General features: G+C 36.1%; 11 protein-coding genes and 2 tRNA genes. 12 read left to right on the top strand and 1 reads right to left on the bottom strand.

Annotation, left to right across the window (positions count from 1 at the left end; translation table 11 throughout):
* The first annotated feature begins 13 nt into the window (after nt 1-13).
* From AAGD76_RS03230 to dapA, 3 genes are all read left to right on the top strand, one after another.
* A tRNA-Arg gene (locus AAGD76_RS03230) sits at nt 14-87 on the top strand.
* A 67-nt stretch (nt 88-154) separates the two neighbouring features.
* Nucleotides 155-637, top strand: coding sequence for a single-stranded DNA-binding protein (gene ssb, locus AAGD76_RS03225; protein WP_010082448.1), 483 nt, complete (start codon nt 155-157; stop codon nt 635-637).
* A 9-nt stretch (nt 638-646) separates the two neighbouring features.
* On the top strand, nt 647-1,528 hold the full coding sequence (gene dapA, locus AAGD76_RS03220) for a 4-hydroxy-tetrahydrodipicolinate synthase (RefSeq protein ID WP_077188220.1): 882 nt from the start codon (nt 647-649) through the stop codon (nt 1,526-1,528).
* 38 nt (nt 1,529-1,566) lie between these two features.
* Here dapA and ligA read toward each other — a convergent pair whose 3' ends face one another.
* Nucleotides 1,567-3,555, bottom strand: coding sequence for an NAD-dependent DNA ligase LigA (gene ligA / locus AAGD76_RS03215; protein ID WP_341820356.1), 1,989 nt, complete (start codon nt 3,553-3,555; stop codon nt 1,567-1,569).
* Nucleotides 3,556-3,769: 214 nt separating this feature from the next.
* Here ligA and gltX point away from each other — a divergent pair, with 214 nt between their 5' ends.
* The 9 genes from gltX (at nt 3,770) to AAGD76_RS03170 (ending at nt 12,596) form a co-directional block, all read left to right on the top strand.
* Nucleotides 3,770-5,092, top strand: coding sequence for a glutamate--tRNA ligase (gltX, locus tag AAGD76_RS03210; RefSeq protein WP_253303429.1), 1,323 nt, complete (start codon nt 3,770-3,772; stop codon nt 5,090-5,092).
* Between the two features lie 684 nt (nt 5,093-5,776).
* The gene (dnaE, locus tag AAGD76_RS03205; protein WP_341820559.1) at nt 5,777-9,106 is read left to right on the top strand and encodes a DNA polymerase III subunit alpha; all 3,330 of its coding nucleotides are present in this window, start codon (nt 5,777-5,779) and stop codon (nt 9,104-9,106) included.
* Between the two features lie 48 nt (nt 9,107-9,154).
* Entirely contained in the window at nt 9,155-9,928 is a 774-nt protein-coding gene (locus AAGD76_RS03200) for a 30S ribosomal protein S6 (RefSeq protein WP_010082465.1), read from the top strand.
* Nucleotides 9,928-10,203: a 30S ribosomal protein S18 gene (rpsR, locus tag AAGD76_RS03195; RefSeq protein ID WP_007548890.1), complete on the top strand. Its 276-nt coding sequence runs from the start codon at nt 9,928-9,930 to the stop codon at nt 10,201-10,203. Before AAGD76_RS03200 ends, rpsR begins: the two co-directional genes overlap by 1 nt.
* A 7-nt stretch (nt 10,204-10,210) precedes the next feature.
* Complete coding sequence (rplI, locus tag AAGD76_RS03190) at nt 10,211-10,765, top strand: 50S ribosomal protein L9 (RefSeq protein ID WP_006279792.1); 555 nt, start codon at nt 10,211-10,213, stop codon at nt 10,763-10,765.
* Between the two features lie 6 nt (nt 10,766-10,771).
* Entirely contained in the window at nt 10,772-11,005 is a 234-nt protein-coding gene (locus tag AAGD76_RS03185; RefSeq protein ID WP_182282649.1) for a hypothetical protein, read from the top strand.
* Complete coding sequence (locus AAGD76_RS03180; protein ID WP_341820355.1) at nt 11,002-11,235, top strand: hypothetical protein; 234 nt, start codon at nt 11,002-11,004, stop codon at nt 11,233-11,235. Before AAGD76_RS03185 ends, AAGD76_RS03180 begins: the two co-directional genes overlap by 4 nt.
* Nucleotides 11,232-12,524, top strand: a complete 1,293-nt coding sequence (purB, locus tag AAGD76_RS03175) for an adenylosuccinate lyase (RefSeq protein ID WP_010962833.1) — start codon at nt 11,232-11,234, stop codon at nt 12,522-12,524. The genes AAGD76_RS03180 and purB overlap by 4 nt, the downstream gene beginning before the upstream one ends.
* Nucleotides 12,524-12,596: transfer RNA gene (locus AAGD76_RS03170), tRNA-Met, on the top strand. The genes purB and AAGD76_RS03170 overlap by 1 nt, the downstream gene beginning before the upstream one ends.
* The last annotated feature ends 48 nt before the right edge of the window (nt 12,597-12,644 follow it).

Genomic DNA, 12,644 nt, shown 5'->3' with positions numbered 1-12,644 from the left:
CTTAAATATATATGCGCTTGTAGCTCAGTTGGATAGAGCGTTGCCCTCCGGAGGCAAAGGCCGTGGGTTCGAATCCCTCCAAGCGCACTTTTAATTAAATTTGACAATAGTATTTTCACATAAGATAATAAAAGGATTTATTTAGAGCATAATTATGTCTGGTGGTACCATAAACAAAGTCATACTAGTTGGTAATTTAGGAAAAGATCCTGAAATTAGGACTACACAAAATGGAAAAGAAATGGCAAGTTTTTCAATAGCCACGTCTGAAAGTTGGACTGACAAACTTTCCGGTATGCGCTCTGAAAAGACAGAGTGGCATAATATCGTAATTTTTAGTGAAGGATTAGTAAAAATCGTCAAAGATTTTGCACGTAAAGGCAGTAAAGTTTATGTTGAAGGTTCTTTGAGAACTAGAAAATGGACTGACCAAAACGGTGGTGAAAGATACACAACAGAGGTGGTTCTATATAATTTTAATAGCGCTCTTACTCTCTTGGATTCACGAAATAGTGCGCCAAATTCTGATTACAAGCCAAGTGAGTACAAACAAGGTGAAACAGAACAAAAAGATAAACACGAAAGTTTTGACAACGATATAAAAGATGAACTACTCGACGATGAAATACCATTTTAACAATTTAAATTGAAATCTACATTTTTATGGACTGCTTGTGTTACTCCTTTTAATTGCAATGGAGATAGTATAGATTATAGCAGTTTGCAGCGTTTACTGACAATGCAAGTTAAAGCTGAAAATGGCGTAGTGTTGCTGGGTAGCACAGGTGAGAGCCTATCGCTTACTGATTCTGAAAAGCGTACATTAGTTGAATTCGTATGTAAGCTAAAATTAAATACGAAAATTATAATTGGCGTACCAGGAGTGAATCTATATCAGACTCTTGAATGGCTTGATTTTTGCAAGGGTATGCCTATTCATGGCTATCTAATGACAACTCCCATTTATGCAAAGCCCGGAATTATGGGGCAGACTTTATGGTTTGAAAAGCTGCTTGAGAAAGCACATGTGCCGGTTATGTTTTACAATATTCCATCAAGAGCAGGAATAAATCTTCACGCTGAAACTGTACGCAACTTATCCAGCCACGAAAAATTTTGGGCTATCAAAGATTCAAGTGGCACTGTTGATACTTTAGCTCAGTATAAGAAAGTTGCACCAAATATTGAGGTCTTTTGTGGAGATGATAATATGATATCCGATATGGCCGCTTATGGTGCGGCTGGCCTGGTTTCCGTTGCTTCCAATGTTTGGCCATATGTAGCACATGAATATGTTAAGAAGTGCCTCAATGGCAGGAACCCTCAGGCAGATATCTGGCAACAGGCTTGCGAAGCGTTATTTACTGCCAGCAACCCAATACCTACTAAAGCACTTTTGCATGATATTGGTCTTATAGAACATCAAACTGTCCGCCTACCGCTCAGCACAGAAGACTTGCCTTCTGTTGAAAAATTGAGGCAAGTCAATAAAATGATTCTTGGATGGAAAGAATTGGCTACTCTCTAAATAGTCTTGCAACTTTGATTTAATATACAATCCAAGTTTCATTTGAACACTCCCAAACTTATCACTTTATGCCACTGGTCTTCATCTAAAATTTCTACACCTAATTCCACTGCCTTTTTATATTTGGATCCTGGTTTTTCTCCTGCAATTAGGTAGTCAGTTTTAGCAGAAAGATGTGAGCTGACCTTTGCTCCCAGAGTTTTGGCTCTTACTTTTGCCTCTCCTCTACTCATAGCAAGTAGCTTACCAGTAAACACTATAATTTTATTATTTAAAACAGAGTCACTAGAGTTGGAGCTCACAGGAAGAATTTGAAGACAAGCAGTAAGATCATTTAACATTTTGATGTTATGTTCCTTAGAAAAAAATGATTCCAAAGATTCAGCCCCTTTTTTTCCTATGCCATCTATACCTACTAGCTCAGTATTATCTAATGACAGTTCAATCATCGAATTATACCAGTTATTATAAGAAACATAATAATCTGCAAGCAATTCTGCTGCAACTTGGCCAATAAATCTAATACCTAAAGAAAATATAAACCTATCTAGAGTTATTACCCTTCTGCTTTGTATAGAATTTAACAAATTAGCTATAGATTTCTCGCCCCAACCAGACTGTTCTTCCAGATTAAATTCATCCAATCTTTCTTCTAAAGTAAAAATATCGGGAATTTGTTTTATCAGACCAAGGTCGTAAAAAAACTCTATCTGCTTATCACCAAGGCCAACAATGTCAAATGCATCTTTCGATACAAAATGCTTTAGTTTTTCTATTATTTGAGCTTTACAGGCAAATTCCTCAGGACATCTTACTGCAGCCTCTCCCTCAACCTGACGTACTTTACTACCACATTCAGGGCATACTTCAGGAAACACAAATTCAGGTGTATTTGGAAGACGAGAATCTCTGCTTACTTCAACGATCTGGGGAATTACATCCCCTGCCCTTTTGATTGTTACAATATCTCCCTCTCTTATGTCTTTACGTTTTATCTCATCTTGGTTATGCAGACTTGCTCTACTAACTAGCACCCCACCAATATTAACTGGCACTAAATCTGCAACTGGAGTTAAAACCCCTGTTCTGCCCACCTGTATAAATATCTTGTTTAACTTTGTTTTTGCATAAACCGCAGAAAACTTGTATGCAAGTGCTGAGCGCGGTGCTTTGTGAGTATTCCCTAGACGATTTTGTAGTACCAAATCATTTACTTTATAGACTATTCCATCAATATCATAATCCAAGTTATAGCGACAGTTATAGACTTCATTATAGAACTTCAGCATTCCATCTAAACTACTCGTTAAGGACTGATGCTCATTTACGCAAAAACCAAGTGCCTCAAGCTTATTTAGTACCTCACTTTGACTTTTCTCTGCTCCACCAATCAAAGAATAAGCAAAATATCTAAGAGGTCTGCTTGCTGTAATGTTTGCATCCAATTGCTTTAGAGAACCAGCGGCTGCATTTCGAGGATTGGCAAATTCATCGTTTTCATTTAACTTTAAAAAGTCGCTGTTACTGATGTATATTTCACCTCTTACTTCTAGTCTTCCTTGCACACCTTGCAAAAACTTAGGAAAGCCTTTTATTGTTGCAACATTGTGAGTGACATCTTCCCCTACAAAACCATCACCTCGAGTTGCAGCTTTAACAAATCTTCCATCCTCATAAATTGCAGAAAACGACAACCCATCAATTTTTGGTTCACATAATATCTCTATTTTGTCCTCAATTAAAAACCTCTTTATTTTAGACAAAAATTTCTCTACACCTTGTTCATCATAAGCATTCTCAAGGGAAAGCATAGGTTCTTGATGTTCCACCTTAGAAAACCTCTCATCAGGTGGAGCACCAACACTATCTTGTGTCGCATAAATTTCTGGCTCTATTTCAGCTAACTTTTTCTTCAGTTCATCATATTCAGCATCACTTATTTCTGGCTTATTTTTTTGGTGATACAAAACATTATGATAATTTATTTGATCTTGCAGTTTTTCTCTCATCTTTTCTAAGTTAGTCATGATACCAATATAATGCTACATTAGCCTTTGCCGTCAAGCTGTGAATTTTCTTGAATTTATCATATGGTCTTAATCCATCAAATATCAAAGGTGCCACAACGCTATAGCCATACTTATTCTTCTCTTGCTCAATTGTATTAGCAGATCTCGCTTGCTCTAGCCATATATTTATATAAAATTAAAATAAATTAGAGTAAACAATATTGCTATTTAAATGCTAACAAGATTCGCTCCAAGCCCAACTGGCTACCTCCACGTAGGAAACGTACGAACTGCCTTGGTTTGTTGGATGTACACACGCAATCAAAATGGAAAATTTTTACTCCGTTTTGATGATACTGACCTTCAGCGTTCAGATGTCAAATATATAAATGATATCATACAAGATTTGAAATGGATTGGTATCAATTGGGATGCAAGTTTCAAGCAATCAGAGCGCTTTGAGCGTTACAATGAGGTGTTTTTGCAGTTAATAAAAGAAGGGCATATTTATGCATGCTATGAAACAAGAGAAGAGTTAGACATTAAACGAAAATTGCAGTTAAAACAAGGACTTCCCCCTGTATATGACAGAAGCGCGTTACTTCTAACTGAGCAAGAGAAAATTAGTTATGAGCAAGAAGGAAGAAGACCACATTTTAGATTTAAGTTGGATAGAAATGAAGTTGTTAAATGGAATGATGAAGTTAAAGGTGAAATAAATATTGCAACAAGTCACATCAGCGATCCTGTGGTAAAAAGAGAAGATGGAATTTACACATACATGTTACCTTCTGTTACTGATGATGTTGACTTTAATGTAACTCATATTGTACGCGGGGAAGATCATGTAACTAATACCGCAGTGCAAATCCAAATGATTAAAGCATTAAAAGCGAAAATCCCTACATTTGCTCACCTTTCTCTGCTACATTTTGATGATAGCAAAATATCCAAGCGAACCGGCGTGCTGGACATTAAATCTATAAAAGAAGATGAAATTGAACCGATGGCACTAGTTAGTTATTTAGTGAAGCTTGGAACATCCAATCCAATTGAAGCTTGCGCCTGTATGCAATCTTTGATTGATTCATTTGACATTAAAAAATTTAGCTCAGCATGTACGCAATTTAGCTTGAGTGAAGCATACAAGCTAAATAGCAAAGTGCTGCAACAAATGCCATTTGAAATTATACAAGAACGTTTAAATCAAATTGGAGTGGACTCCTCAGAGTTTTGGTATTTTATAAAGAACAATATAGAAAGGTTTTCTGAGGTGGCCAAGTGGTGGAAAATATGCAAATCCGATATAGAGCCTGTGATTCTTGATAAGGAGCTTATAAAAATCGCGCTCAATACATTGCCTCAAGACGATTATAATGAAAACACATTATCAGAGTGGGTCACAACTATTCGGCACACAGTAGATATAAAGGCAAAAGACCTATTTATGCAGTTGCGCTTAGCTTTAACAGGAACAGAAACAGGACCAGAGCTCGCTAAACTATTAATTTTTATCGGCAAAGAAAATATCATTGCAAGGTTAAAAGAAAAGTGAAAACTAAAGAATTATAGCTAATGCAATCCCTACGTCATACCGCGATTCATTCGCGGTATCCCTTAGCCGCTAACAAGAGATCCCGCTAACAAGTAGCGGGATGACGGTTGTCGTTTAGCCATAAACATTAAGAAATTTACCAAATGAAAAAAAAGGCAAAAGAAGCCCCGTGGTTATTATCCGCTTTAAAATATTGGCGTTTTTTATGTTTTAAACGCTTGACAAGCGAGATTCAGCCGCTTTTAATTGCAACTAACTTACGCTGCAAATGTTTAAGAAATTTACTAAGCAGAAAAAAAGACAAAGAATCCCCGAGTTAGCTAGTCTTTTACTATCTCTGTCGAGTATTGGCATTTTTTGATGTCTTGTAACGCTTTATAAGCGCGTTCAGCTTATTTAGATAAAAATCTAGATGTAGATGAAGTTTTGTAAAGACATACAGTATCTATATACTGCAAAAAATTGAACATAAGACGCCGATACATTAAGTAATCCTTACCTTTTAATCTGCAGATTGGCGAAAGCAAATACAATAGCTCCACTATCATGATAAGGGAGCTGGCGGAGTTTGTCAAGTAAGTTTTTGTATTTTAATTTTAGAATTTTATAGGCTTTTGTTCTCATGAAAATTATGTTCTCATGAGTAAATTAATGTTATCCTTTTTTGTTGATCTAAAGTTTCTTATGTTCATACACTTACGTGTTCATAGTGTTTATTCGCTGCTTGAAAGCTCGGTTAAAATTGAGGAGCTGATCGGCCTTTGTTTGCGAAATAAAATGCCAGCGGTTGCAATTACTGATTCAGGTAATTTATTTGGTTCACTTGAGTTTGCAGAATATGCGGCAAGTAGGGGAATACAGCTAATAATAGGATGCAATATTATAGTTAAACATTCAGAACAAAATTTACCTATATTATTGCTTGCAAAAAATGAGCAAGGGTACACTAATTTAGTCACTTTGGTGAGTGAGTCTTTTAGAAAGCGCAAGAATAACAGCGATATTCCTTACGTTGATTTTGATGAGCTATTGAATTTAAGTACGGGTCTGATCGCTTTAACCGGTGGATGTTTGGCTCAACTATTGTTGAGGCAAGATAAAGAAACGGTTGAAAAACTGCTTTCAGCATTCAATGGTCATTTATATGTTGAATTGCAGCGTCATGGGTTGAATAAAGAGCTAGAGCTTGAAGAAGCTTTGATAGACTTTGCTTATCAGCGCAATATACCACTAGTTGCAACGAACGATGTGTTTTTTCCAAATAGGTCTGACTATGAGGCTTATGATATATTAACGTGTATATCGGAGGGGAGTTATGCCCTGGAGAATAACAGAAAGAAGTTAACTACCGAGCATTACTTCAAGTCTGTGGCAGAAATGGAGGAGCTGTTCAGCGACATTCCCGAAGCAATTCATAACACTTTAGTGATAGCTAAGCGGTGCTCTTACATGCCAAGAAGCAGGCAGCCTATTTTGCCTAAATTTCCTTGTAGAGAAAATAAAACTGAGAATGAAGAACTGAGGGAGCAGGCAGTTGCAGGATTAGAATTCCGTATTGCGAATGAGACAGACATAGACCTTAAACAATACTACGATCGGCTGAATTACGAACTGAGTGTGATAACTTCGATGAACTACGCTGGCTACTTTTTGATAGTTTCTGATTTCATTCGTTGGAGCAAAGCAAATGGCATTCCAGTTGGTCCAGGAAGAGGCTCTGGTGCTGGATCAATTGTTGCTTGGGGCTTGCAGATTACAGACCTTGATCCAATAAAGTTTGGCCTAATATTTGAAAGATTTTTGAATCCTGATCGTGTATCGATGCCTGACTTTGATATCGATTTCTGCCAAGAGAAAAGGGACCTGGTTATTGATTATGTTCAGAAAAAGTACGGTTATGTTGCTCAAATAATCACTTTTGGTAAATTGCAGGCAAGGGCAGTATTGCGTGATGTTGGTAGAGTATTGCAAATGCCTTACTCTCAAGTGGATAAAATATCTAAAATGGTTCCATTTAATCCAGTAAATCCTGTAACTTTATCACAAGCGATAGAGTTTGATCAAAACCTGCAGAAAGAACGAGATAGTGATGAGGTAATTGCAAAGCTTCTTGATATATCTCTTAAGCTTGAAGGAATATATCGTCACGTTTCAACCCATGCTGCTGGAATTGTAATATGTGATCAAAAGTTGGAAAATTTTGTTCCTGTGTATTATGATCCAAATTCAGCTTTGCCAATCACTCAATACAGCATGAAATATGTGGAGAAAGCTGGGCTAATAAAATTTGATTTTCTTGGGCTTGGTACGCTAACGCTAATAGATCATGTATGTCGTTTAATTAATCGTGATGGAAAAAAGATTGATATTTCTTCAGTTCCTTTAAATGACCAAAAAACCTATGAGATACTCTCAAGCGGTGATTCAATTGGAGTGTTTCAGCTTGAAAGTTCGGGAATGAGAGAAGCTTTAATTAAACTAAAACCGGACTGCATTGAAGATATTATCGCTTTAATTTCCCTTTATCGTCCAGGACCTATGGATAACATTCCAACTTACGTTGCAAGAAAGCATGGCCTTGAAAAGCCAGATTATATTCATCCGTTACTTGAGGAAGTATTAAAAGAGACATTTGGGGTAATAATTTACCAAGAACAAGTGATGGAAATAGCGCGTATTCTCTCTGGATATAGTCTCGCAGAAGCAGATTTGCTAAGACGTGCCATGGGTAAGAAAATTAAGGAAGAGATGGATAAACAACGTGAACTTTTCATCCAAGGGGCAACAAAAAATGGCGTTGATTATGACAGGGCAAGTTATATCTTTGACCTTGTTGCAAAATTTGCTGGTTATGGGTTCAATAAATCTCATGCTGCAGCATATGCGGTTATATCTTATCAAACGGCTTACCTTAAAGCTAATTATCCATTAGAATTTTTTACAGCACTAATGAATCTGAATATTGATGATAGAGATAAACTGAATTTATTTTATCATGCAGCAAAGTTTAGTGGCGTTACCGTTCTTTCACCTGATATAAACAAGTCTCAAGCTGAATTCTCAATAGAGGATGAACGCATACGTTATGGTATTGCTGCCTTGAGGAATGTTGGTTTTTCTATAGCGGAAGGAATAGTGAACGTACGTTCAAGCGCTTGTAAGGACATATGGGAATTCATTCAAAATTCAGGTCATATAATAAATAAGAGAGCGCTAGAAAGCCTGATTAAATCCGGAGCATTCGATAGCGTGCATAAGAACAGAAAGCAGCTATATGAGTCAATGGACACGCTGATTTACTTTGCAAATAAAAACAAACAGGATAGAGAATCAAGTCAAGCTGCTTTGTTTGGTAGTCTTGATGTCCTCAAACCGAAACTTGAGAATGTGGAAGATTTTGATGAAGAGGAAAAATTAGAACATGAGTTATTTTCACTAGGATTTTATTTAACTAATCATCCGCTTGAAAAATTTAGAACTCTTCTGGAAAAGTTAAATATTGGGTTTATCGGAGAAAATAGAACAGCAAAAACTGCTGGGGTAATATTAAATGCACGTATGAGAACTTCAGAGCGTGGAAGGTTTGTTATCCTCACACTTTCTGATCCCCATAACGTTTCTGAAATAGCATTCTATAATAATGAAATAATAGAAGAAAAAAGAGATTTATTTTCACCAGGAACATTTGTGATAATTGATCTTGAAGCTTCGGAAAATACAACAAGATTAGCAGGCAAGGATATATCTGAGTTTACAAAAAGAGTCACTTCTACAATAAAAGAATTAGTTCTCACCACTGAGTGCACGGATTCGCAAAAAGCCGCTATGGAATTAAACACAATATTGAAAGATGAAGGCAGAACCAAAATAATGCTAAAACTTCTTCTCGAAAAACATAAAGTGAGCATCTTATTACCAGGTGCATACTCAATTGCTCCTCAAGTAATTTATGAAATATCTAATTTAAGCTGGATTAAAGGCGTAGAAATTAATACAAATAACTTGCTTATATAAAAAAGCTTTATATAATGAAATATTTAATCGGTATTAAAGGAAGATATAGTGAATCTTTATGAATTTACTTTTATAGCACAACAAGGATTGTTACAGCAAGAAGTAGAGGAGATGGTCCAAGAGCTAGCTGTTTCATTGAAAAATATTAAAGCAGATATTATGTTCCAGCAAATCAGGGATATTCTGAAAAAAGGAAATGACAAGCTTACAAAACAAGAGTTAGAAGTGCGTGCTGAGGACATTAAAGAAAGTCTAGTTGCTTACTCTGATTTCTTGGAAGATCTTACAAAAATTTTATGGGTTGAATTAGAAGAAGATCTTTCAAATTTGAAAGAAGTGAAGTCAAAAATCGATAAAGAGTTGAAAGATGACCTAAAAGATTTAGGAATAACGCAAGATTTTACAAAATTTCTAGGAGGCAGTACTAAAAGTGCGTTTATCCATAACGCAGTAAATGCTTTGAAGAGAAATATTTCAGAACATCTAATAAAGATTTTTCAAGATATTTTGAAAGATTTTAGAATAAACGGTCCAACTCAATCGAGCAAAGCGTTGGAAATGCTTTTGAAAAACATTGAAGCATCAGGATTAATCAAGTATGAACATTGGGGTCTTTTGGATTTTGCATATCACAAAAATAAAATGAAGAGCGGTCATTATTGTATAATGTGCATAAGTTCTACTGCAAGCATTCTGGATGAATTTATGCGTAGAATGAAACTTAATGAGAACGTTATTCGCCACTTTCCTGTGCAGGTTGATAAAATTTTTGAAGGTAAATCTCATATGATGAATAAACAAATTGAGGAGCAAAGCGCATAATGATGAAAAGACGAAATAGTTTTAATAATTCTTACGTATCTGTAAATAATAGGACTGGCTTTAGGCGTTCTAAAGTTTGCCCTCTTGCTGCGTCTAAAGATGAAGACATAGATTATAAGAATATAGATTTATTATCCAAGTTTACCTCTGACTATGGTAGGATATTACCTAGAAGATTAACAGGCGTATGTGCAAAAAAACAAAGGAAGTTACGCTTAGCGATCATAAGGGCACGTTTTTTAGCTCTTATTCCTTACTGTACTAAAAAAGTTTAGGTAATTTATGTTGATAATTTTAAAGGAAAATATAAGGACTTTAGGTAAGCTTGGTGAAGTTGTCAAAGTTAAACCAGGTTATGCACGTAATTTTCTTTTTCCACAAAGAAAAGCGGTGAAAGCTACCAAGGAAAATTTAACAAAGCTAGAGGAGCAACGTTTATTACTGGAAGAAGAGAATATAAAAAGATTAAATGTAGCAAAAGAGCTTGCGTTGTCACTACATGATAAGTTTGTGGTATTAATAAAGCAAGCTTCAGAGGATGGTAAAATTTTTGGTTCTGTAACAACACGTGAAATTGCGAAAATTTTACTACAAGAAGGACATGTGATAGATCACCGTAGTTTATCTTTTGGTGGAGTAAGCATCAAAAACTTGGGTGAATACCAAGTAAACGTAGAATTACATAGTGAAGTAGTAGTACCAATTACTATATACGTCGTGAAATCCGAAACAGATGCAAATGAGCTAAGGCAAGTAAAATTGCAAAATCAGAAGTCTGAGCAACAAGAGGCAGAGCAAGATGCGAATAAAGAAGCTACTGATGGTGATGATAGCTGATCAAAGATGATCCCTTGTTATAGTCGTAAAGAAATGTCTGCCATGGCTAAGCTGGTGTCATCCCAGTGCTTCCCTCATGTCATCCCAGTGCGTGACACTGGGATCCAGTTTATTTCATCATGGACATTATTTTATGCTTCTAGAATCCGTTGTCCATTGAATAATTTGCAAATACTTTTATACCTGGATTCCAGTGTCACGCACTGGAATGACACCATTATTGGAGTAAATCAAAAATGATCCCACGCTATAGCCGTAAAGAAATGTCTGCCATGGCTAAGCTGGTGTCATCCCAGTGCTTCCCTCATGTCATCCCAGTGCGTGACACTGGGATCCAGTTTATTTCATCATGGACATTATTTTATGCTTCTAGAATCCGTTGTCCATTGAATAATTTGCAAATACTTTTATATCTGGATTCCAGTGTCACGCACTGGAATGACACCATTATTGGAATAAATCAAAAATGATTCCCCGCTATAGCAGAAAAGAAATGTCTTCCATTTGGGAGGAAAATAATAAATTTAATATATGGCTTAAAATAGAAAAATTAGCGTGTGAAGCTCAAGCAAAGTTAGGAGTGATTCCGAATAATATTGCTGAGAACCTCTCTGGTGCTATTGAATTTGATGTTGAATGTATCAACGAAATTGAATCCATTGTAAAACATGATGTTATAGCTTTTCTGACATATATTGCTAAAAAAGCGGGAGTTGATGTTCGTTATCTTCATTATGGAATGACAAGTTCTGATGTTTTGGATACATGCCTTGCGGTGCAACTGAAAGAGTCCTGTGATATTTTGCTCGAGAATCTAAAAAATTTACTTGCAGCATTGAAAAAAAAAGCTGAGGACTATAAAGATATTGTTTGTGTTGGACGCAGTCACGGAATGCATGCAGAACCAACAACTCTTGGAATAAAATTTGCCAGATTTTATGCTGAATTTAAACGCAATTATCAGAGATTAATTAGCGCGCAAAAAGAGATCTCAATTTGTAAAATATCAGGTGCAGTAGGCAATTTTGCAAATGTTGATCCGTTTGTTGAAGAATATGTAGCGAAAGAAATGGGACTCATACCTGAAACCATATCATCTCAAATCATTCCTCGTGATAGACATGCCATGTTCTTTTCAGTTTTGGGAGTAATTGCAAGTTCAATAGAAAATGTTGCTGTTGAAATTCGTCATTTGCAAAGAACTGAAATCGGCGAAATTTCTGAGCATTTTTCCACTGGGCAGAAGGGAAGCTCTGCTATGCCACACAAATGTAATCCTATTTTAAGTGAAAATCTGACTGGACTCTCACGTTTAATACGCAGTTATGTTTTTCCTGCGTTAGAAAATGTTGCATTGTGGCACGAACGTGATATATCACACTCGTCTGTGGAAAGATGCATTGCTCCTGATGCTTGTATAACAATGGATTTTGCTTTAGTGCGATTAACAGATTTGATAGATAAATTGGTGATCAATAAGGAAAACATTGAAAAGAACTTAAATTCTTCAAAAGGTTTAGTTTTCTCACAGCGTGTATTGCTTGAGTTAGTAAATAGTGGTTTGGCGAGGGAAGAGGCGTATAAAATTGTTCAGAGCAATGCAATGAAAGTGAAACAAAACAACAGTGATTTTCTGGCCGAATTGAAACAAGATAAACCCTTACTTAAGGTTATTAACTCGGAAAAACTTGAATCTTTGTTTGATTTGAAGTATTATACGAAACATATAGATCGTGTGTATAATAAGGTTTTTAATTAGGCTGAGTAGCTCAGTTGGTAGAGCAGGAGGATCATAATCTCTTGGTCGGGGGTTCAAGTCCCTCCTCAGCCACTCGAACTAAACTATGTTTAGCAAAGCAGTGCTATTGGTGAAACCCAG

The sequence above is a fragment of the Wolbachia endosymbiont (group A) of Cydia strobilella genome (assembly GCF_964026745.1).
Lineage (GTDB): Bacteria > Pseudomonadota > Alphaproteobacteria > Rickettsiales > Anaplasmataceae > Wolbachia > Wolbachia pipientis.
This window is presented reverse-complemented; position numbering and strand designations above follow the sequence as displayed.